At 59.5% G+C, this 20795-nt stretch carries 25 protein-coding genes and 3 pseudogenes; 7 read left to right on the forward strand and 21 right to left on the reverse strand.

Annotation, left to right across the window (positions count from 1 at the left end; all coding sequences use genetic code 11):
* Window positions 1-69: 69 nt before the first annotated feature.
* On the reverse strand, window positions 70-1437 hold the full coding sequence (locus WOC76_RS03745) for an HTH domain-containing protein (RefSeq protein ID WP_341389691.1): 1368 nt from the start codon (window positions 1435-1437) through the stop codon (window positions 70-72).
* A gap of 350 nt (window positions 1438-1787) precedes the next feature.
* A pseudogene (locus WOC76_RS03750) lies at window positions 1788-2032 on the reverse strand (SRPBCC domain-containing protein); the annotation flags it as partial.
* A 339-nt stretch (window positions 2033-2371) separates the two neighbouring features.
* Between WOC76_RS03750 and WOC76_RS03755 the strand changes: the two are divergent.
* Window positions 2372-3124 carry a class I SAM-dependent DNA methyltransferase gene (locus tag WOC76_RS03755; protein WP_341103780.1) on the forward strand — a complete coding sequence of 251 codons (753 nt, stop codon included), beginning with the start codon at window positions 2372-2374 and terminating at the stop codon, window positions 3122-3124.
* A gap of 623 nt (window positions 3125-3747) precedes the next feature.
* Here the strand turns inward: WOC76_RS03755 and WOC76_RS03760 are convergent.
* The 9 genes from WOC76_RS03760 to WOC76_RS03800 all read right to left on the reverse strand — a co-directional run bounded on the left by WOC76_RS03760 (window position 3748) and on the right by WOC76_RS03800 (window position 8354).
* The gene (locus tag WOC76_RS03760; RefSeq protein ID WP_341103778.1) at window positions 3748-4200 is read right to left on the reverse strand and encodes an SRPBCC family protein; all 453 of its coding nucleotides are present in this window, start codon (window positions 4198-4200) and stop codon (window positions 3748-3750) included.
* Entirely contained in the window at window positions 4197-4556 is a 360-nt protein-coding gene (locus tag WOC76_RS03765; protein ID WP_341103776.1) for an ArsR/SmtB family transcription factor, read from the reverse strand. Before WOC76_RS03765 ends, WOC76_RS03760 begins: the two co-directional genes overlap by 4 nt.
* A gap of 263 nt (window positions 4557-4819) precedes the next feature.
* Entirely contained in the window at window positions 4820-5155 is a 336-nt protein-coding gene (locus tag WOC76_RS03770) for a YciI family protein (protein ID WP_341389696.1), read from the reverse strand.
* A gap of 268 nt (window positions 5156-5423) precedes the next feature.
* On the reverse strand, window positions 5424-5603 hold the full coding sequence (locus WOC76_RS03775) for a VOC family protein (RefSeq protein ID WP_341389698.1): 180 nt from the start codon (window positions 5601-5603) through the stop codon (window positions 5424-5426).
* Window positions 5604-5683: 80 nt separating this feature from the next.
* On the reverse strand, window positions 5684-6208 hold the full coding sequence (locus WOC76_RS03780; RefSeq protein ID WP_341103773.1) for an SRPBCC family protein: 525 nt from the start codon (window positions 6206-6208) through the stop codon (window positions 5684-5686).
* Window positions 6202-6627 carry an SRPBCC family protein gene (locus WOC76_RS03785; RefSeq protein ID WP_341103772.1) on the reverse strand — a complete coding sequence of 142 codons (426 nt, stop codon included), beginning with the start codon at window positions 6625-6627 and terminating at the stop codon, window positions 6202-6204. Before WOC76_RS03785 ends, WOC76_RS03780 begins: the two co-directional genes overlap by 7 nt.
* Window positions 6628-6662: 35 nt before the next feature.
* Complete coding sequence (locus WOC76_RS03790; protein WP_341103771.1) at window positions 6663-7028, reverse strand: hypothetical protein; 366 nt, start codon at window positions 7026-7028, stop codon at window positions 6663-6665.
* Window positions 7029-7123: 95 nt separating this feature from the next.
* Window positions 7124-8026: an SRPBCC family protein gene (locus tag WOC76_RS03795; RefSeq protein ID WP_341103769.1), complete on the reverse strand. Its 903-nt coding sequence runs from the start codon at window positions 8024-8026 to the stop codon at window positions 7124-7126.
* Entirely contained in the window at window positions 8010-8354 is a 345-nt protein-coding gene (locus WOC76_RS03800; protein WP_341103768.1) for an ArsR/SmtB family transcription factor, read from the reverse strand. The genes WOC76_RS03795 and WOC76_RS03800 overlap by 17 nt, the downstream gene beginning before the upstream one ends.
* 325 nt (window positions 8355-8679) lie before the next feature.
* Here WOC76_RS03800 and WOC76_RS03805 point away from each other — a divergent pair, with 325 nt between their 5' ends.
* Complete coding sequence (locus WOC76_RS03805) at window positions 8680-8964, forward strand: hypothetical protein (RefSeq protein WP_341103767.1); 285 nt, start codon at window positions 8680-8682, stop codon at window positions 8962-8964.
* Between the two features lie 255 nt (window positions 8965-9219).
* Here WOC76_RS03805 and WOC76_RS03810 read toward each other — a convergent pair whose 3' ends face one another.
* From WOC76_RS03810 to WOC76_RS03825, 4 genes are all read right to left on the reverse strand, one after another.
* The gene (locus tag WOC76_RS03810) at window positions 9220-9717 is read right to left on the reverse strand and encodes a hypothetical protein (RefSeq protein ID WP_341103766.1); all 498 of its coding nucleotides are present in this window, start codon (window positions 9715-9717) and stop codon (window positions 9220-9222) included.
* Between the two features lie 16 nt (window positions 9718-9733).
* The gene (locus tag WOC76_RS03815) at window positions 9734-10087 is read right to left on the reverse strand and encodes a DUF1924 domain-containing protein (RefSeq protein ID WP_341103763.1); all 354 of its coding nucleotides are present in this window, start codon (window positions 10085-10087) and stop codon (window positions 9734-9736) included.
* Window positions 10088-10217: 130 nt separating this feature from the next.
* Window positions 10218-10784, reverse strand: coding sequence for a cytochrome b/b6 domain-containing protein (locus tag WOC76_RS03820; protein WP_341103761.1), 567 nt, complete (start codon window positions 10782-10784; stop codon window positions 10218-10220).
* Window positions 10785-10891: 107 nt separating this feature from the next.
* Window positions 10892-11179, reverse strand: coding sequence for a PepSY domain-containing protein (locus tag WOC76_RS03825; RefSeq protein ID WP_341103759.1), 288 nt, complete (start codon window positions 11177-11179; stop codon window positions 10892-10894).
* 300 nt (window positions 11180-11479) lie between these two features.
* On the opposite strand from WOC76_RS03825, the gene WOC76_RS03830 reads away from it, so the two are divergent.
* The 3 genes from WOC76_RS03830 to WOC76_RS03840 are packed head-to-tail and all read left to right on the forward strand — an operon-like array spanning window position 11480 to window position 13688.
* Entirely contained in the window at window positions 11480-11668 is a 189-nt protein-coding gene (locus tag WOC76_RS03830) for a PepSY domain-containing protein (RefSeq protein ID WP_341103757.1), read from the forward strand.
* Window positions 11665-12330 carry a response regulator transcription factor gene (locus tag WOC76_RS03835; protein ID WP_341103755.1) on the forward strand — a complete coding sequence of 222 codons (666 nt, stop codon included), beginning with the start codon at window positions 11665-11667 and terminating at the stop codon, window positions 12328-12330. The genes WOC76_RS03830 and WOC76_RS03835 overlap by 4 nt, the downstream gene beginning before the upstream one ends.
* A 47-nt stretch (window positions 12331-12377) precedes the next feature.
* Window positions 12378-13688, forward strand: a complete 1311-nt coding sequence (locus WOC76_RS03840; RefSeq protein ID WP_341103754.1) for a sensor histidine kinase — start codon at window positions 12378-12380, stop codon at window positions 13686-13688.
* 185 nt (window positions 13689-13873) lie between these two features.
* On the opposite strand, the gene WOC76_RS03845 is transcribed toward WOC76_RS03840, so the two are convergent.
* The gene (locus WOC76_RS03845) at window positions 13874-14458 is read right to left on the reverse strand and encodes a TetR/AcrR family transcriptional regulator (RefSeq protein ID WP_341103753.1); all 585 of its coding nucleotides are present in this window, start codon (window positions 14456-14458) and stop codon (window positions 13874-13876) included.
* Between the two features lie 162 nt (window positions 14459-14620).
* Between WOC76_RS03845 and WOC76_RS03850 the strand changes: the two genes are divergently transcribed.
* Entirely contained in the window at window positions 14621-15088 is a 468-nt protein-coding gene (locus WOC76_RS03850) for an SRPBCC family protein (protein WP_341103752.1), read from the forward strand.
* Between the two features lie 100 nt (window positions 15089-15188).
* Here WOC76_RS03850 and WOC76_RS03855 read toward each other — a convergent pair.
* Together WOC76_RS03855 and WOC76_RS03860 are read right to left on the reverse strand one after the other, a co-directional pair.
* A pseudogene (locus tag WOC76_RS03855) lies at window positions 15189-16563 on the reverse strand (carotenoid oxygenase family protein).
* Window positions 16544-17098, reverse strand: coding sequence for a hypothetical protein (locus tag WOC76_RS03860; RefSeq protein ID WP_341103751.1), 555 nt, complete (start codon window positions 17096-17098; stop codon window positions 16544-16546). Before WOC76_RS03860 ends, WOC76_RS03855 begins: the two are co-directional and overlap by 20 nt.
* Before the next feature lie 149 nt (window positions 17099-17247).
* Here WOC76_RS03860 and WOC76_RS03865 point away from each other — a divergent pair, with 149 nt between their 5' ends.
* Entirely contained in the window at window positions 17248-17757 is a 510-nt protein-coding gene (locus WOC76_RS03865) for an HXXEE domain-containing protein (protein ID WP_341103750.1), read from the forward strand.
* A gap of 70 nt (window positions 17758-17827) precedes the next feature.
* Here WOC76_RS03865 and WOC76_RS03870 read toward each other — a convergent pair.
* The 3 genes and pseudogenes from WOC76_RS03870 to WOC76_RS03880 form a co-directional block, all read right to left on the reverse strand.
* A pseudogene (locus tag WOC76_RS03870) lies at window positions 17828-18654 on the reverse strand (integrase core domain-containing protein).
* Window positions 18655-18737: 83 nt separating this feature from the next.
* On the reverse strand, window positions 18738-19262 hold the full coding sequence (locus WOC76_RS03875) for a DUF1993 domain-containing protein (RefSeq protein WP_341103749.1): 525 nt from the start codon (window positions 19260-19262) through the stop codon (window positions 18738-18740).
* Between the two features lie 570 nt (window positions 19263-19832).
* Complete coding sequence (locus tag WOC76_RS03880; protein WP_341103748.1) at window positions 19833-20339, reverse strand: GNAT family N-acetyltransferase; 507 nt, start codon at window positions 20337-20339, stop codon at window positions 19833-19835.
* Between the last annotated feature and the right edge of the window lie 456 nt (window positions 20340-20795).

A 20795-nucleotide genomic window follows, 5' to 3' on the forward strand; every position in this document is an offset into this window, starting at 1 on the left:
GTGGAAAGAGGAACCAACCCGTCGCAAGGCGGGTTGATTCGCACCCAGAAATTCAGAGAGGGAGCAGGATCAGGCTGGTTCCCAGGCGCGCTTCGAGGCGAGCTTTTCCACCTGAGCGCCGGCGCGCAGCCGCGCAGGGCGGTTTTCTAGGCCGCTCCAGTAGGCCTCGAATTCCGGACGCTTCTCAAGCGCGCCAAAGCGCAAACCGAAGCCGATCATCGACCCGACATAGATGTCGGCGGCTGTGAATTTCTCTCCGGCAATATACCGGCGATCTGCTACAGCCTTTGCAAGGGTGTCGATTACAGTGGCGTAAGAGCCATAGCCGAAGCGTCCCTGCATTTCCGGCGTCGGATCCCAGCCGACGGCGTGATTGCCCATAGCCGCTTCCACGCAGCCAGCGGCGAAAAAGAGCCAGCGATAGTATTCGCCGCGCTCGGCGGGCGTCGGCGCGAGCCCGGCTTCAGGGAAAGCATCGGCGAGATAGGCGCAAATGGCAGCCGTTTCGGTCACCACCGTGTCGCCGTGTTTGATGGCCGGGACTTTGCCCATTGGATTGATGGCCAGATACTCCGGCGCCTTTATCGAGGTTCCATATTCCCTGACTTCGATCGAATAAGGAACGCCGATTTCCTCCAGCATCCAATGCACGATCATGCCGCGGGACTGAGGATTGGTGTAGAATATGAGTTCCTTTGCCATGGCTTCTCCTTTGACCTCGTTTGAGGCACGGCGACGATAAGCCAGCATGCTGTCAGTTCCTGTCAGCATGCTTTGCCGCCATTGCTTCAAAAGCGTCTGTCTGCGCTGCGGCGGCGCATCGTTCAGGATTTCAGCCACCTCGATACGATCCGCGCGAAAATGGCGGAAGGCCGCCCGCAACTCGCACCAGCCTGCAAGAATGCGAGTCGATTCGAAAAAACCGAGCGCCACGGGCCAAATGACCCGCTCGGTTCGTGAGCCCTTTTCGTCTCGATAGGAAATCGCGAGCTTGCGTTGATCGCGCAGCGCCCGGCGCAGCAGCTTGAGATCGACATGGTGAGGATGCTCCCATCCCGGGCCGACGAGAAGCGCCTCGTCATTCAGCTTGGCCGTCAGATCCTCAGGGAGAACCGCCGAGAGCTTCGCAACAGCATTGCGGGCCGCCTCGGAAAGCGCGTCGTCAGTGCGGCGCGCCACCCATTTCGCGCCCAAAGCGAGCGCCTCTATCTCTTCCTCTGAGAACATAAGGGGCGGCAAGAGAAACCCGGGCCGCAGGACATAGCCGACGCCCGCCTCTCCTTCGATTTCAGCCCCCATCGCCTGTAAGGCGGCAATGTCCCGATATAGCGTGCGCAATGAGACGCCTGCCTCGCGCGCGAGCTCCGCCCCGCTTACCGGTCGGCGACGGCGACGCAGTGCCTGCAAGATATCAAACAATCGATGGGTGCGGGACATGGGCCAGGATTTTGAGCCTCATACACGGATGCGATCCGTTAAGCCTTGATCATGGCAAAAAAATTCTTGGAAGACCACCTTAGCGGCATGATTCTGCATCGATTCTGACCGCCGTTCCCGGTGCAGAAAACGCGCTTTACGCCTGGGACTTCCGTCCAAAACCACGCGTTTGCAATATCTGTCAAAAAGCCGTCATCCAATTACGAGATTGCGCGCACTAAATGCGCGGTCAAGGCCGAAGCAAGGAGGCCGCCGGGAACCACGACCACCTTTACCTTGCCGTCATTGAGCATCAGGCCGCGCATTACGACTTTTTCGACGTGGCGAGCGAAATTATTCAGGATTGCTTGTCAGCCCCCGCGCTGCTGTTCTTCCGAATGCGTGGTTCAGCATCTAATATCAGCCGCACTTGACGCCCCTTGGCCCCATCCGTGAATTCGACCTCCGTTTTGCGGTCGCCGAAGGCGTATTCGATGAGCTTTTGCGGGACAATATTTGTGTGGGTCGCCTCGAAATCGAAGCCCATGCTACCATCCTTCGCCTTCATCCGTGAGGAGAAAGCGCCGCCTTCGCGAAATTCGACAGACGCGGTCGTGATGCTTCAATTGCTGTCAATTTGACGAGGTAGGGGGCAACGAAGGTTCCCGACCGCTCAAGAGGTGGTCCGGGTGTATGGTCGGCGCGCCTAGACGCGAAGCCCACAATATTCGGATGTTGACGAGGCGGTTCTGGTGCGGACAGTGCGAGCGGGGCATAATTGCCGGGCGAGGAGAAGCACGGGTGCTCGGTAACCGCGATGCTGAGTGATCTTTTCTGGCGCTCGCCATGCAGAAGCATCTCGTGGCTTGCGGGCGGCTTTGAAGTCGGTCGTAGCACGATCAACCGTCGGGTGCTCGGGACTGAACTCTTCAGAAAAACGTGCAGAGAGATTGAGATGAGCGATGTAATGCGACACTACGATGATTTCTTGGCGCCACATTATTCATGGATGGTCGACCTCTCACTCACAGACAAGATTGCGGAACAGCAATCGCTCCTGGCAATGTTAGGACTTCCTGGGAACGTGCGCGGGTTCGCCGTAGATTTGGGCTGCGGACCGGGATACCAGTCGTTCGCGCTAGCGAATATGGGTTACGAAGCCGTAATCGCCATCGACACGAGTCGTTTCTTGCTCGACGAGCTGGAGGCCGCGCGCGGGCCTGCACCTGTAAAAGCGGTTCACGCAGATCTGCGCGCGTTTTCGAAATTTGTAACGCCCTCGGGGGCAGACGCGATCGTCTGTATGGGCGACACTCTTACCCATCTGGAAACCAGGGCGGACGTGACTAAGCTCTTCCAGGATGCCTTTGAGCACCTGGCGCCCGAGGGGCGCTTCGTGCTTACCTTTCGCGATCTTTTGACCGAACTGAAAGGATTGGACCGATTTCTGCCAATCCGTGCCGACGACGGTCGCATCATGACCTGCGTATTGGATTACGAACCGGATACCGTAGTTGTCAACGACCTGGTCCATGTCCGCGACGGACAAACTTGGACTTTCCAGAAGAGTAGCTACCGGAAATTGCGTCTCTCGCCAGCGGACTTGGCTCTTGAGTTGCAGGAAATCGGGTTCCGCGTCGGCCACAACGCAGTCCTCGGAGGGATGCACGCTATATCTGCTAGCAAGCCGCAACTACGGGACCGGTAGGACTTCTTTCGCGCCGCGAACAGGCATTGTTGTGGAATCTGAGGTCTGCTTGTTGCATGGATGGCTGGGAGTCTGGCTTTTAGGGATTGTCAGCGCAAAGGGTTTCCAATTTTTGTGTCGGGAGCGACCTATGCCATTCAAGCTTCATTCGAAGGGCAGACGCAACATTGCCTGCCAGCGTCATCGGGTCATGAACTGGCGCGAGTAAGGGTTCAGTTCATGGCCGGTGTCGTTTTTCGTGGCCCGCATTTCCGTTGCGGCGCGAAGTGCGTCGGAGACGCGCCTGGCTGTGCGCTCGTCATTGGTCGCGAAGGACATGCTCCCACATCACCGGGCGGTCGAGCCGTTCGTTCTTTTCTCCGTCGTCACGCGTTTCACGCGTGAGCATTTTCACGCAATGGGCGCAGCCATTGATCTGGTAACCTCAATATAATTGACGTGCTTGCCAGCGGCCATGAAGCATTGCTCCTGTCGAAATGGGTTACGCCTCTATGACCGACGAGCCCTCCGGTTTCTGACGCCTCAGCACGGCTCTGGCGAGTTTTTTTTGTCGCAAAGGTGACTTCATCACGTCTATCTGCCTTGTCGCCGCCATAGGTTAGTGGGCGTTATGAGGCTGGATTCTAGTCGGGCAAATTGGCGGCGATTTGTTCGAGAAGATACTTAGTGCCCTCGCGGCGCGATTCGTTGCCGTCGTGACCGTCGATAAAGACCGCCTGTTCGGTGATCCGCAGCTCAGTCTTGCTCCCTTGGGGCGTCAATTCGATGGTCGCAAGGGACACCGACATGAAGACGCCGTCGACGTGCATGTCATAGACGTAGACCAAACGCTCGTTTCGCACGATCTCGTGATAGCGCGCCACGAACTTGGTTTCGGGACCGTTCGGGAATTTCCCGTGCGCGATCTCCTGGCCGCCTGGGCGGAAATCCAGCTCGCGTTTGATCTCCTGCCATCCCCCTGGCCCAACGAACCAGCGCGCCTTGGATGCGGGGTCAGCGAAGGCCTTGAACACGCGGGCCGGCGACGCATCGTAGACGCGTTCGACGGTGAAGGATCCGTGGATGGCTTTGGTCACGACTTTCTCCGTCTGCGCTTGTTGGATGTAAGGGCGTCCTCGGCAAGCATTTCGCCCAACCGGTCGAGTTGGTTTTCCCAGAAGGTGCGGCGGTCGGTGAGCCAGACTTCGGCGCGCCTGAGCACGTCGGGATCGATCCTGCAAGTCCGCACTCGGCCTTGTTTCTCGGTGCGCAGGAGTCGGCTCTCCTCCAGCACATGTAGATGCTGCATTACCGCCGCCAGCGACATCGACATCGGCGCGGCCAACTCGCTGACTGAGGCAGGACCACGGGTCAGGCGCTCCACGATCGCGCGGCGCGTCGGATCCGCGAGCGCGTGAAACACCAGATCGAGGGAAACTGGTTTGTCAAGCATTTGCTTATGTATTCCGGCAGCCAGATATTAGTCAAGCACATACTTTAGTGTTCGTACGGCGAATCGGTCGACGGGGATCGTATTTGTCCCAGAGCTCCACCTCGGCCAGCTTTTACGTGTTTGCGCTTGAAAGACGAGGCCGAGTGAAACCGCAGGCCCAATTTGCAAACGATCCGCATGCACCCGGTAAAACTGCGCGAATGAATATAACTGGCAATTTGCCGCCGAAGCTCATTTACTTGGACGTGATCCCGGGACGTCGATCACGGTCGGCCGCCCAGGAACGGCCGTACCTCGACTCTCCGGTTGCAATGCTTCGACCCCTCGGCGGCAAGCTTGAGAGCCACGTCGAGGTTGGGGGTCTCGATTATCCAGAAGCCGGCAACGTAATCCTTACATTCCTGGAAGGGCCCGTCGGTGAACACCGCTTCCCCGCAACGGTTGTCGATGACGGTTGTCGCGTTGGGCGACTCTAGGCCGCCGGCGAAGACCCAGTGACCTTCAGCCCTGAGCCGGTTGTTGAACGCGCTGATGGCAGCCATCTCGGTCGGCGTGGCGGAGCCGGTGTTGTTGTCGATCACGGAAACCAGGTACTGCATCTTGGATGATCTCCTGTGTTTCGGGCGTACCGCGGCGCTAGGCGCCTCCAGCGTATGCCCGTGCGAGCGTCGCGACGTCGATTTTTCTTATTTGCAGGATGGCCTTCGTCGTACCCCTGGCGCCGGGTTTGTCAGCGCCGTTGAACAGTTCGGGCAGACGCCTCGGAACGATCGGCCAAGACAAGCCGTAGCGATCTTTAAGCCAGTCACAACGGCCGTAGGATCCACCGGCCCCAGCCCCGCCCAAAGATAGTCGACTTCCGCCTGATCACGAAATCGCCTCGGTGAATTGGAAGATCGGGTCGCCGTTCAATGTGCGGTACTGAGCAGCGGCGAGTTCGAACGTCACAATGAGAACGGAGCCGAATTCCCCCGGCGCGGCATCGCTGCGTCGGGCCATATCGAGGATACGCGAGCTCGGAATGAGAGAGGCGCAAAAATTGACCACCTACCGGTCTTCTGTATCGAACCACAGGCGGGGGCGAGGACCCATTGCGTGATTGTCATTGGCCTATATCCCTTTTGAAGTCAGGCCTCGGCTCTGGCTTTGAGATCTGCAAGGCCCGATTCAAATGCGTCGCCGACCATTATTTCGGTATTGACGAAGACACTGAACAATTTTCCCAGGAAGGGTTGTTTGCCGGTCATCGCCCAAGTGACGTCGGCTCCGCCGTCCGCCGGCGCAATCGTGAATTCGACGCGATTTTGGCATTTCATTGGGCGGTCCATGCGCAGCGCCACGATCACGCTCAGAGGTGGCGCGGATTCGACGATTTCCGCTCTACCCGCGCCGACTCGACTGTCGCCCTCGAAATCATTGGCGGCGCCGACGCCGTTTGGGGGGCCGCTGTATGTGAGTTTGATGTTGGGGTCGGATTTCACGAAAGGGTTCCATTCATTCATGGCCCGCGGATTGTCGATCAGCGGAAATATTTTCTCTGGCGGCGCCGAAATGTGAACCGAACGCGAGAAATGACACGCATCCGGTTTGGTCGAAGCATAAATCAGGAGCGCCCCGAGAAGGCCGACCAAACATGAGAAAAATATTAGCATCGCAAATCTCCGTGTTGCGGATTTTCGACATAGCGCGCGAAGTTGTTGAGGATCGCTTGCCAGCCGCCGCGTTGCTGCTCGATCGAATGCGTCGCCTCCGCGTCAAACGTCACCCGCACATTGACGCCCCCCGCGCCGTCAGTGAATTCGACCACGGCTGTTCGATCGCCGAAGCGGTATTCTATGAGCCTTGGCGCGACGATCTTCGTGTAGGTCCCGGCAAAGTCGAAGCCCATGCTGCCGTCCTTGGCCTCCATGCGGGAGGAAAAGGCTCCTCCCTCGCGTAGATCGACGGTTGCAGCCGTCGTGTGCCAATCGTCGGACGCGGCGTTCCATCGTTTGATGTCGTCAGGGTTCGTATAGGCGCGCCAGACACGGTCGATTGGCGCCGCGACCGTCGTTTCAACGGTAATGTTCATCGTGTTCGTTTCCTGTGCTGATGATCAAAGAACTGTTAGGCGCCTGGTATCGGAAGAACGGGCATCACCTCGATCGATTCTCCGGGGAAATGTGTGAAATGCGGATGATTTTCAAAGAGCTTTGCAGCGGCTTCATGCGACTCGGCGTTAACAACGGTGAACGCCCCCATTGCGTTGCTGACGTCCTCAATCCCGTTCAAGGAAACCTTCTTCGTTTTGCCTAAGGGCCCACCCATTACGACAATGGCCGCCTGGTGCTTATCGACCCAGCCTTTCCAGGCGGCGATGCCCTCCTGCGTCTTTTTTTGCCTTTCAGCTTCAGAGAGAGCGTTCCATGCCGTCATTTTCGGGCTGGTCTTACTGCCGATAAAAATGGCGAGGAAAGCGTTATTCGTAGTCATGACGTCTCCTTTCGTATACGGGGTCCGCGTTAGTTCGCCCCCAAGGTTGCGACGTGGGACGGCGAGGCCTAAAGACCTGACATGTCGAGACACGTTCAGTGATTTTTCTGGACGAGTTCGCTTGCGAGCCGAGCGAGATTTTCGAAAGCGCCTGTCCAGCCGTGTTGATGCGAACATGCGGAGGTTTCGGTTGCGAGGCCCGCATGGACGAAGATCATCTGGGTCTTCTCGCCGATCTCGTCGAGAACGATGGTGATTTTCGTATTCGCAACCGGTTCCAGGCTGTTTTTCTCCCATCTATGCGTGAAGGCGAGACGGGCGGGCGGGTCGATTTCCAGATATTCTCCGCAGTGAATGAAATTCTCTCCTTCCGGCGAACGCATCCCCGAGCGCCATTGGCCGCCAATACGCAAGTCATTTTCGGCAAAGATCACTTTGAAATTCGCCGGGCACATCCAGCGCAGAAGATGATCGGATTCCGTCCAGGCCTTCCACACGAGAATGCGCGGGGCGTCGAATGTTCGGCGCATAACGAGCGTATGGCCATTTCCATCTTCGCCCGTCGTACGCGCGAGGCCTTCCAATATGCTTTCCCAACCGGCCCTCACGCCGACATCGATCGACGCCCATTCTGGCGGCGTCATATGCGTGAGCGTCAGGATGCTTCCCTGATCATTCGGTTGGACATCCACCGTAACGGGGCTGAATGGGCCGTCCTTGTCATGTCCGAGCGTGAATTCGATGCGCTTGGGTCGAATGATCTCTCGATATTCGCCAAAATGTGTGACGAGGGTCTCGCCGCGCCGCTCATGAATTGAAAAGCCGCCGCCGACGCGCGCGTCTATTTCTGCCCGTTCCGAAACCCCGCCCGGAGTAGCGAACAGCCATTTTCCCACGGCTTTCGGATCGAACCACGCGTCGAAGATAAGTTCCGGCGGCGCGGCGAAGCGACGAGAGACAACGAGCGGCGGAGGCGCAAGATCAGTTGCGAGGCTCATCGGGATTCCCCTTCTGCAGTTCATTCAAATAGGCGTCCAGGCGATCGAAGCTTTGGTCCCAGAATTGGCGATAACTCTCGAGCCATCCGGCGAGATCGCGCAGGGGCGCGGCCTCTAGCCGGCACGGTCGGGACTGCGCCACGCGCCCCCTGCTGATCAGGCCAGCCTGTTCCAGAACCTTGAGATGCTTCGATATCGCCGGCTGGCTGATGGAAAACGGCGCGGAGAGTTCGTTCACGGACGCCTCGCCCCGCGCCAGCCGGGCGAGGATGGCGCGCCGTGTTGGGTCCGCCAAAGCGGAAAGAGTGGCGCTCAGGGGATCGACCATTATTTCCTGCATGGTTATATAACTGACGCGTTAATTAAAGAGCCTGCCCGTCCGCGTCAAGCCCTGTTTCAATGCCGCGCCATAGGTCGCATCTACATTGTCGTGGAACTCGAGGCGCCGCCGTCGCTCGTAATGGATTGCTTGCGAAGCCTTCCGGCGCCGCCGCCGGTGCTTCACGAATTTTTCAGGCGCTGTCTGATGGTTTTCCAAGCCTGCGCGTGTGCTCCAAAGGACTGAGCTCGGAAAATGCCACTGACTATAGGCAGAAGAGCCTAACTCTGGACTGATTCGAAACTCGAAAAGGCGTGAAACAATCAGGAACGATATGAAGGGGCAATTTAAAATATGGGTCTCTAGAATTGAGACGATTCATGCCAAAGAGCGGGGAGATTTTGCGCGGGTGACATTCTGCATTGATAGCGGGTTCGGCAGCTTTGATTTTCCGATTTTGGTAAACAAAAACGAATTTGATGAAGCAGACAAAACCAAAGTTGCGCGAAGCATTTTGTATGAGAACCTCGTCGCGCTGACTAGCCAAACTGAAAAATGGAAATTGACGGAGGATGAATTGAAACAGCTCTCGAGTTGGAAGTTCTACCAGGGCGCATGAATTAGTCTGGATATGCCCCCATTCCGGTGTCTGCATTTGGACGCATTTTTTTTCCGTGGCTCTTGGTCAGCCCGGCGCGGAATGGCCTGCGTCGAGGCGTGTCCGTAGAGCGACGACTTCGGGTCCCCGCTGAGGTTGATCCCGGCTACGTCGAGCGGACCGAGTCGCTGATGTTGGCGACGACGAGCCAAGGCCGTATCGGGCCGCCGATGACAGCTTCGCCCTCCGCCATTCGGCAAATCACGAAAATATTTCTCAATCGTCGTCGAACGAGCCTTGCTCGGCGCCCTTGTGGCAAGCCTTGCAATCGCCTTTGAATTTTGCGCCGTTCTCCGCAAGCGCCGCCGGACCAACCCGGTTTCTCTTTTCATGTTTGCATTTCCACCACGGTAGGTCCGTGATACGTGCCGGCGTGACCTCTGGATCGAGGTCGCGGAGCGATTTCGATCCGCTTCCTCCCGCGTCAGCCGCGTTAGCGACAAGATAGTCGGCAATAGCTTTGGTCGTGGCATCGTCGAGGGCAGCGTTCTCGCCAAAATGGTTGTTGAGATTGGCGAGGATCGACGACCAGGAGCGGGCGGGCAGAAGCCCGGGTGGATAGAGCATATGACAGGCGGCGCATTCCTTGGCGACGGTCTTGTCTTGCACCGGGGTAAGGCTCAACCCATCGGCCAATAACGACTGCGCACCGAAAGCAACGCCAGACAACGCGGCTACAACGGCGATCGTTCCGGAATTCACATAACGCCCCATTGAGTATCTCCTCAAATCAGATTGAAAGCAGGAAGGCGAGGATGTCGGATTTCTCCTGAGCCGAGCATTCGCGACCCAGAACGTCTGAACAATTTCGCTTGAACCATTTCTCCACCTCCGCCCGGTCGGTGAAGCGATTGGGCGCGGCGGAAGCCGCCATCGGCTCAATTGTTTTGCCCGCGCGCGTCTTGCCTGGGCCCCAAAGATTGGTGGTATGGCAGGAGATGCAGGACGACGATTCTGCCTTTCCCCCGGCATGGGTGGCGAAGAACAGGGCTTTGCCGCGCGCCGCATCGCCTTTTGAGATGGCGTCATAGGTCTCGAAAAGGGCTTTTTGCGCGGGGTTCATCGCCGCGGCCGACGTGCTCAAGAAAGCCAAAGCCGCGGCGGCAAGTATGATGGGTTGGGAGACCGACATGATGGGGGGCCTTCGTTGGCTATGTCGTTTGCAGAATCATCCTGCGACAGCGACGGGCTTCTGCGTGCGCGTTTTGAGGTCACTACTCGTCACCAGGCGCGCGCTTGCGGCCCGTAAACATTGATAGGACGATGTTTTCGCCATGCTCGACGGAGGCGACAAAAACGCCGAGAAGATGCAGACCGATTAATGCGAGCATGATCGTCACGGCGCCTTCATGCGCTTCCTCGACCCATTTCTGTCCCCAGAATGCGTCCATCGTCAGCATGACGCCGGTGGCCGAGATCGCGAGGAGCGTCAACATCAGCACGATCACCATAAGGCCGCCAGCGGGATTGTGACCGATATAGCGCGTTGCTCGGAGCCTGGCGGAATCGAAGAAAAATCGCGTCACTTCCCGAGGCGAAAAGCAAAAATCGCGAAAACGCGCATGCTCGGAGCCGACGAACCCCCACAGAAAACGCAGTGCGACAAGCGCTAAAATGGCGCAGCCTGCGCTTTGATGGACAATCTCGTAGGTGTCCTTCGTCGCTAAGGCGATCACGAACATACCGACGAGCGACCAGTGGAACACGCGCACGAACGGATCCCAGACTATCACGTCGGATCGTTGAGTAACGAGTTCGCTTTCGGCGAGCAGCTGTGTCATCGGGGTTGCCCTCTCAAATAGAAAATGCGCAGGATGGAGCGTGGGACCGGCGAAGGCGGGCGCCGGCCCCCCAGTGCCTCATTGCGCACCGGCTTTGCTCGCTCGTCTCACTTGAGGATTGTCGACGCCAGTTGGGCGGTCGTCGGATCGTAGAAAAGTTCGAAACGCTTGCCGTCCTTGGTGGCGTAGACCTCGTAACAACTGCCGGACACTTTGGATTTCATGATCGAATAGCCGTCCGACTTCACTTTGGCTTCAACATCCTCAATCTTCATCCAGGAAGCTTGGGGAGACTTGGTGCAACCCGCCGCGTAGCTGCCGGCATAGGCAGAGCTCGCAGTGAAGGTGAGAACCGTGGCAATGAGGAAGTTCGAGAGGATGTTTGAGCGGCACATGATTGCTTGTCCTTCCGCCTGGCGGTTATCTGCGATCTATTCGACCGATGAGCCGACGGTAAAAGGGGCGGCCCCGCATCCGCCTGACGCCCCATGTCAGCGTACTGTCAGGCTGCGTCGTTCAATAATGGAGTCGGGATGTTTCTGGATCGCGTAACCCTGCGGCGTTCACCCGCTGGACAGTGTTCAGTCCGAGGCCTGTTGCTTGGCGTCGGCCTTTCCTTTTGCGCGCTTCAAGGCGGAACAGCGGACGAAAAGATCGGACAGGACGAAATCCGAACGGCGGTCGGACGCGGCGAAATGCGGTCGCTGTCGGAAATCGAAGACCTCCTGCGCGATAGGCTGCCCGGCGAGGCGATCAAGGTCGAGATAGAACGCGAGCACGGCCGCTGGATCTACGAATTCAAGGTTCTGGATCGCGGCGGCCAGCGCTTTGACGTGTATGTGGACGCCAGGACCGGCGAGATTCTGGAGACGAAGAGGAAATGACCCGCATTTTGCTTGTCGAAGACGATGCGGCGATTCTACGCGATATACGAACAGTGCTCGAGGCGAACGGCTACCTTGTTGAAACGACGGCTGACGGCGAGGAGGCGTGGTTCAAGGGCGACACCGAGGATTACGCCGCGGTTGTTCTCGATCTCGGCTTGCCGCGACTTGACGGCCTCGCTGTCTTGAAACGCTGGCGCCAGAATGGGCGGACGATGCCGGTGATCGTCCTGACCGCGCGCGGCACATGGCCAGAGCGCGTAGAAGGCATTGACGCCGGCGCTGACGATTATCTCGGTAAGCCGTTCCAGATAGAAGAATTGCTCGCGCGTATAAGGTCTGTCCTGCGGCGTCACGCCGGGCAGGCGACGAGCCTGATAGAATGCGGCTCGGTGACGCTCGACGAGCGACAGATGCGGGTCAGCGTCAAGGGCGCGCCGCTAGCTCTGTCGGCATTAGAGTATCGTCTTGTTTCTTTTCTCATGAGGAATCGCGGCCGCGTTGTGCCGCAGCATGAGCTTATGGAGCACGTTTACGCCCATGACGCCGAGCCGGACAGCAACGCGCTGGAGGTTCTGATTGGACGGGTGCGCAGAAAACTCGGCGTGGATCTAATCGAGACGCGGCGCGGATTCGGTTACATTGTTCCGGGGCCGACATGAGCGGACGCTCGCTTACCCTCCGGCTGCTCGTCGCGGGTTTCGTCGCATTGCTGGCCGCGCTCACTCTTGCGGGATTCGCGCTAGCCTTTCTGTTCGAGCGGCACGTCGAGCGTCGCGCCGTCGCCGAGGCTGACGCGCAGTTGCGAACATTGATTGCGGGGGCGTCTGTTTCGGAGACCGGAGCCCTGAATATCGCCACTTCTCCCGGCGATCAACAATTCGCGGAAGCTTATAGCGGGTTGTATTGGCAGATTCAGTTAGACGGAGTCGTCATTGCTCGCTCACGCTCGCTCTGGGACGAAGAAATCTCGCTTCCGCCGGACGAAGTGCCCGAAGGCGGCGTTCATATTCATGATGTGAAAGGGCCGCGCGGCGCAGCACTGTTGGCGGTGGAACGCTCGGTGCTGCTGACGAGCGGCGGGGTTGTAAGGCCCTATCGTATGGTTGTGGCTCGGGATTACGCCGAAATTGACCGAGCGCGTAACGCCTTCTCGCGCGATCTTGCCGTCGCATTGGCGTTGCTCGGCGTCGTGCTCGCCGCGGCATCTGTCGCGCAAATACGTTTCGGCCTGCGCCCATTGAGCGCAATCCGTGACGAATTGCACGGTGTCCGCTCAGGCGCACAGTTGCGCCTTCCCGCCGTGTTTCCGCGCGAAGTTATTCCGCTCGCCGACGAAATCAACGCACTGCTGGATGAGCGCGACATCTCAATCGAACGGGCGCGCGGACGAGCTGCCGATCTTGCTCATGGCCTCAAGACGCCTCTTACGGCGCTGAACGCAGACGCGCGCAAGCTCCGCGAAAGGGGACAAATTGACATCGCAGACGACATCGAAGCGCTCGGTGCGATGATGCATCGCAATGTGCTTCGGGAGCTGACGCGCGCGCGCATCGTCGGCCGCCGCGGCGGCGCGCCGCGGGTCAGAATCAGGCCTGTCGCCGAATCCGTGGCCGCGGTGGTGGCAAAGACGCCGGCGGCGACAGGCAAGGCGTTCGAATTTGACATCGACAGCGATTTTTCCATGGCTATCGATCGGGCCGATCTCGAGGAACTGCTCGGCAATCTGATTGAGAACGCCACGCGCCACGCGGTGTCCACTGTCAGGATAAGCGGCGGCGCGGATTGTAGCGCCCAGCGCCTTGCGGTATGCGACGACGGGCAGGGGCTCGAGCCTGATCAGATCAACCGTTTGATGCGGCGGGGCGAACAGTTGACCGCGTCCGGCGATGGCGCGGGACTCGGTCTGTCAATCGCACGCGAGCTTGTCGAGGCTTACGGTGGCACGATTTGGCTCGGGCGTAGCGACCTCGGCGGGCTCTCCGTTGAAGTCTCTGTTCCTTATCAGATCCCGAGTTGAGATTGCGGTGTCCGACCATGCTGCAGATTTTAGGACGCAGCCAAAGGCGAAAGTGCTCGTCACGGAGGTGGAACCTGACACGCGCAATCTCGCGCCGGGGCCCTCCAATGCTTCGTTTGTTCTTCGTGCGTTTCGTCATACAAGTGCCCCTCTCTCTCTCTCGGGGCAAAGGCGCTTCGCGTTACCTACTGTTGTTTCGATATCCGACGAGGCGATTGTGCGACGGGCGCACGCGCTGGTACGCTACAAGCGGCTCGACCGGCCTCGATCAGGTCCCCACTGCGCGGCGAGAACCCTTCAAACGAGCCAATTGCCGAACAGGCGACAACGATTGCAAAAGACTGACGGGCGCGCATATGAGGGGGAGGGTCTGCTGAAATCTCCCCGCGTTTCAAAGCGCCGTGCAAGGCATTCTCAAACGCATAGGATAGACGCTCAAAAAATGCCTCTATCTCCATCGCTACTTCGGGATCGGCAGCGATCCTGTCCGTGACGGTTCGCATGACTAAGCAACCGGACCAACCGGGGCGGCGGGCAGCGCTCTCGAAATTACTCCAGAATCCCGCCAGCTCTGCCAGGCCCGCATCCTGTCTCTCAAGGCCGTGCAGAAAGTGGTCGCCGACTATCTGACGGTAGGTCTGAAGGGCGGCGACAAACAGCGTCCGCTTGTCTGGCCAAAGCGCATAAAGTCCTTTGCGGCTCGCGCCAATCTCTTCGACCAGCGCATCTAAAGACACGGCATCGTAGCCCCGCTGCCAGAACAGCGTCATGGCGGTTCGCACCGCTGCGTCGGGGTCAAACCCTCTAGGCCGTCCCATTGTCCCTTTCCATTGCGACCTATCTCTGTTGACAGAGAATGCCTGTTCTCTTATGACCGACCAATAAGAGAACATCAAGTCTCTTTGTGGCCGTTACGACATAGGGAGCTATGGATGACAACAATGCTTATGGCCAAGCGCGAGATCGCGGCTGACCCCAGCGTCGTTTGGGCGCTGCTCAAGGATTTCCAGCACGTCGACGCATTCAATCCAAACCTGTCTCGCTCCTCCCACATCGGCGGCACGCCCCTCGAAGGGGTTGGGGCCGAACGGCGCTGCGAGCTCAAGGATGGGCGCAACTGGATCGAGGAACGCGTTATCGATTGGCAGCCCGGCGAGAGCTACACCGTCGAGATTTACGCCGGCACCATGCCGATCCGGGACGTACGGACGAGGCTTTCAGTGAATCAAAAGGGCGCGGGATCTCTCGCCGTCATGGAAATCACCTATACGCCGAAATTTGGACTGCTGGGTCAGGCGCTTGACCATCTTCTGCTGCGTCAGAAAATGACGGAATTGATGCAAAAGGTGCTCGAGGGACTCGAACAAAAATCTGTTTCGCGCTGCCCTGCCTGCGCCTAGCGCTTGCATTTCGCAGCGCGCGCTCGCGAGCCAAAAGGCGGTTGCGTGACAAAGGCGTCGTCCGGCGAATCCCGGCGCCGCCCTTTGTTTCACGCCGCCCCTACACGAAAATCCCGTGGAACGTCATTGGGACGGGCTGATTGAACCAGATTTTCGCGAGAGGTCCGTCCGCCAGCCGCTCGGCGTTGAGCACGGCGAGATAACTGCGCTCGGCCGCCGGATCCTGGAAGAGCTGCAAAACCCAGCCCATCTCCTCCGTTTCGCCGGCAGGAACGAACATGGGCTCGGCGCCCAGATGCGCCATGGGCGCACCCCAGCTCTCGACCTCGCCCGTTTTGCAATCAAACCGGGCGACTCCCGGATGCTGCGGCGGTTCGGAGAGGGACTGCAGCCATACATAGCGGTGGCGTCCGCCGGTCTTGTTCGGATGCACTGAGGGAAATTCGCAGGGCGCCGCCCACAACGTCTCGTCCTTTAGCGTTCTGCGCGCTGGGTCGATCGACAGACGGCGCAGCTGCGGGGCGCCATGCTGTGCATTTGCGCTACTCGGGGCGGCGAAGACGCCGCAGGTCTGATGCCAGCAGAAATCGACGACGATATGCGCGCCATCCTCGAACGCGTTGGCGAAGTGCCACACCCAGAAAGGGTCAACCGTGAATTTTACGGCATTTTGCGGATCGGCGAGTGGAACGACGACGATCATGGCGCCGGCCTTCGGGTCCCGCCGCAAATATTCAGTCACGTCGCCGATCGCGAGCGCCGCCCGCCACAGGACCAGCCTGGCGGGGCCGATAACAAAGACGAGATGTTTTTCCGTGGCGATGAAATCATGGACCATTGAAATCCGGGGCAGATCGAAACTGCCGAGCCAGCGCGCCGGCTCTCCGTCTGGCAAGGCGTAAAGATCGATGCTCTTACCGTGCATCCCGAAATTGAAGGTGGTTTTGAGCGCCTCAACCCGGTGCGGATGAGCGGCGAACGCGTCGCGCACCACGGCGAGATCGGTCGTTCCCAACGATTCCAGCGTATCCGGATCGAGTTCGACCGGCTTCGCCCCCTCCATGAGCGCCAACAGCCGTCCGCGCCAGTTCAGCAGATTGGTGTTGCCGGTCGCTTTCTTGCGGCCGCCGACAAGATTGCGCAGTGAGCGGCCGCGGCGCCGATGGCGCATAGAGAAGCCGCCCCTCCGCCTCCTCTTCGCGATATTCGGCGGATTCGACGATACGGCTGGCGCCCTGCGCGCCGCGCGCTCCGATCCGCACCGCGGTGATGGCGCCGTCGGCGAGGAAAGGATGTCCCGCCGATTGGCCGAAACGCTCCAGCAGCCCCGGCCCCGCGCGATAGACGGTTCCCGCCAGCCCTTCGGGTAGCCGCCCTTCGACGGTCAGGGGCTCGAAATCATGGGTGCGGACAACGCTGTGGTTCAGGCTGGACATCGATCCTCCGAGCACGGGGTTATCGGGTACGCGTTTCATGCGCGATGATCGCGTCGCCGGCGTCGCGCAGCATGCTTTCGGCCCTCGACAGGGCGCCTTCGGGCGCGTCGGGGCCGAGCAAAGTCGCCAGCCCCTGCGCGAAAACCCACACCAACGAATGGACGCGCACAAGCTGGTCCTCGGAGAGTGGCGCGAGGCGCGGGTCGGCGCGCATCGCCTCCGCAATCTTCGGGGGCGGCGGTTCGTCGAGGCGCGCGCGCATACGGGCGCTGGCGAGACCGAAGAGATGCGGCTCGTCCTGAGCGAGGCGCAGGCTGGCGAAGCCGACCTGCAAATAGGGCGGGACATCGCCGGCGCCCTCGGCGAGGCGCTGCATGGTGAAGTCTTTGACCCGCTCGGCGACGGCGTTCTTCAACTGCTCCATGGAGCCGCAGGCGGTGTAGACCGGCTGGGTGGAGCAGCCCAAAGCCTGCGCCAGCCGTCGCGCGGTGAGCGCCTCGGCGCCTTCCGCCCGGCAAACCTCGAAAGCAGCCTGCTCGAGGGCGTTTTTGGAAATCGTGGTTTTGGGCGGCACGAGAGACCTCAACAATAATAACGACTGTTATATAACTGTTGTTGTTTGTCAACGCAGTCGTCAGAAGCCCGAGGCGTTTGGCAGGCGTTGAGCGACTTTCCGCGCACCACTATCAATGTGCGTCCAATTGTAGCGATAGAGGCTGCCCCATGACTTTCATTGCGCTGACCTGGCTTTTCGTGTTGGCGACCGCGGTTCACAATGCCGAAGAAGCGATTTGGCTGCCGGCATGGTCCCGGACAGCCGGCCGTTGGCATCGCGCGGTGGGCGCAACGGAATTCCGGTTCGCCGTCGCCGTGTTGACCATCTTGGCGGTCATTTCAGCCTGGCTGGCCATGGTGCAGGGCAAGGAGAGGCTGGGCGCCTATCTTGTCGCAGGTTACGCGTTGGCGATGGCGCTGAACGCGATCTTCCCGCATCTCCTCGCGAGTCTCGCTTTACGCCGCTACATGCCTGGAACGGCGACGGGGATGCTTTTCAACCTGCCAATCGGCGCCGCCCTCCTGACGCAGGCGATGCGTGAGGGCTACATCGATGCCTCAACTTTTCTCGGATTTGGGCCCCTGGTAGTCATCGGCCTTCTTGCGTCGATTCCATTGCTGTTTGCGATCGGTCGCAGGATGGGCGGTTGCCAATTCGAATGGCGCTCCGCCATTTGACTTCGCCGAGCGCCATCAGGGCGGGATCGATCACCAACCGCCCCGCTCGCTGTCTAGGTGTGGCTTCTGATCAGGTTGTTCGGAGAAGGGCCTGAGCGGGTGGTCGTCGGTTGAGAGCCGAGTGCGGCCGGCGCTCGTTATACCACGCGAGCCATCGGGCGAGATTGGCGGCGCGCGTATCGGACGATTTGAAAGGAATGGCGTAGGCCCATTCGCGGAGCATCGTCCGGATGAAGCGCTCGGCCTTGCCGTTGGTTTTCGGCGTGTAAGGCCGCGTGCGGATGTGGCGTATGCCCAGCATCCGCAAGGCTTTGCGGAACAGCTTGGCGACATAGCCCGAACCGTTGTCGGTCATGACGCGCTCGACCTCGACGCCGCGCGCTCTGAACCAGCGAAGCGTGCGGACGAGAAAGCCCGTCGTCGACTGTTATGCGATGGCCGACTCATTCGAAGCGGGCGAGCTTCTTGATGTCGAGATGCAGCAACTCGCCGGGCCGGTCACGCTGGTAGCGACGCACGGGCGCCTTGGGTTCGAGCGCTGCAAGCCGCCCGAGCCCGAGGCGCGTGAGCCAGCCGGCGACCGTCGAACGAGCCATCGACAATTGACAGCTTTTCGGCGATCTCCTCGCCCGTCAGGCGATACTCCCGCCGCAGCCGCTCGATCGAGACCAGCCGGGGCGCGCAGGTGTGGTTGGCGACTGGCTTGGGTCGCGACGAGCGGTTCTCGAGCCCCGGCGGCCCTTCTTTCTCGAACCGCTCCAGCCATTTGCGGGCGGTCCTTTCGCTGATCCCGAAGCGGGCGGCGACAGCCGCGACCGGCTGCCCCTCGCGTATCCGCCGCACCATTTCCGCTCGACCCAGCGGCGTCGTTCGCGCATTCTTGTGTGGGTTGTTCATCCGAAGAAGTCCTGAGTGCATCGTGTCGCAACGACCACTCTCAAGCCTTCAGCTCGGGTGAGCAACCTCCTCGGAGACCACAGCTAGGCCGGTCTGGTGCGTAGCTGGCCCTCGTAATCGCGTTTCCCCAACGGCACGCCCCGCGAGCGCAGGATATCGTAGGCGGTGACGGCGTGGAAATGGAAGTTGGGCAGCGCGAACGAGAGGATAAAGGTTTCTGGCGTGAAGGCGAGTCTCCGTGGGCCGATCTGAAGGTCCAGGTCTTTGCCATCCCAGCTGTTGACGTCATCGGGAGTTAACGCCTCTAGCGCCGTTTCCACGCGGGCGATCATGGCCCGCAGCTCGGCGAATGGAACCGGACCGACCAGGGCGGGCGGGGCGAACACATCGGTCTTCACGGCCTCCAGCCCCCACACGGAATGGTGCCACGCCGCTTCGATCTGAAAGTGGAACGGCGCCATGTCATGGAAGAGCCGAGCTTGCACGAAATCGTCCGGGTCTGCGCCGGTCCCAGCGCAGTGCTCGGCCGCGCGGTTCAGAAAACCTCCGACGGCCCTCACAGTCTGAAGGAAGGTCGGAACGCTGAGGTCGTAGAGCGATGTCGCCATCGGCTTTCCCTTATGTGAACCGACATCCGCTGGCGCCGGGCGAACGCCGCGCTGTCGCGGAGAACAAAGCTCCAATATCCACACCACGGTCCAAGAATCTTCTCATTTATGAGGCCGCAGCCAAAGCGCCTTCGAAGGGTCAAAACCTCAAGAAATGCCAGTCATCAGCGGCTTTCTTGTGTGGTGCGAAAGTTGTGCGCGCCGTCAGCTGGTGCTCGCATCCCGGTTGTGTCACTGTATGCCCATGAGCGACCGAAGCGACATGCAAGACGGAGTTTGCGTTCACTTGAGCGCGGACGAAGCGATCGTTCTCTTTGGCTTAGTGTCTCGTTGGATCGACGAAAAAGACGCTTTGACGCCAAGCTCACAGCATTTCGAGACTCCTAGCGAATGCGCAGTGCTTCACGGCATTCTTTGCGACCTTGAAAAGTAATTGAGCGCTCCGCAGGCTGCCGATTACCGGCGGATCGTGCAAGACGCCCGAGAGCGGCTGGCGTATCGTTGGGACGGAACTAACCTCCGCGAGTGACAGGATCTCCGATCTCTGCAGTGCACACTCTGAGAGAGAGATCAGCTTGAACCAGGTCCTGGCAGGTCACCGAGAATCATGCCGAATGAAAGACCGCCTACCCGATTGGGGATTTCCAAGCCGGAAATGCGTCGAAACCTCATACGTCCATAAAGTCGACAAGCAGGATTCGTGTCTCGGACATTGAGACACAGACCCACATCGCGGCGATGCGCCTCATCGATCAACGCCTTCAAAAGGGCTTGGCCAATCCCTTGGCCCCGAGCCACTTCGCGGACCCCAATCGAGACTTCGGGGGTACGGGAGTTCACGAAAAATACGGGGTTCTCTTTTTGCTCGAACTGGCGTCCCCAGGCAGCGCCGAGGGCGTCTCCATCCCGATAGGCAATAAATCCGAAGTCGCAAGGGCGCTGCCAGCCGCGAAGATGATCGGCGACCAACGGCACGGCGCGGGCGCATTGCGCATCTGGCTCGTACGCGGCAATCGCAAGAAAGTCCCATAAGAGATCAAGGTCGCTCTGGACTGCAAATCTGATGTCGAGGGTCATATTGGTCTTTTCAGTGATTGTGATGGTGGCAGGCCTCGAAAAAAGGGATTCACCGAATATGGTCGGCGATAACCGCCACGACTTCGGCAGCGTGGGTGATCAGGATTGCCCCCTTCACAACATGCAGGTGGACGCTCGGCAACAGGACAAGCAATCGCTTACTAACCGCTAGCGGGCTGATCTAGTCGCGTCTCCCCAAATCAGCAGCACGGGTGCGAAAATTGTCGGAATTCGCGCTGAGAGGTCTTCCCTGATTTCGGTGATCCAGGGCGCGGCGGCTGGAAAGGCTTGTTCGTAATCTGGCCGCAAATTTGCGCCGCCGAGACCATCGATCGGCAAGCCGGCCGAAGTCGCAGTCAGGACCATGCGGCGGATTTTCTCCGGTGCGGCAAGCGCGACTCGCGCGCGTGACCAATCCGTCTATGGATTGGGTAATCAGGTCAACGGCTCGCTAAG

Source organism: Methylocystis sp. IM3 (assembly GCF_038070105.1).
GTDB lineage: Bacteria > Pseudomonadota > Alphaproteobacteria > Rhizobiales > Beijerinckiaceae > Methylocystis.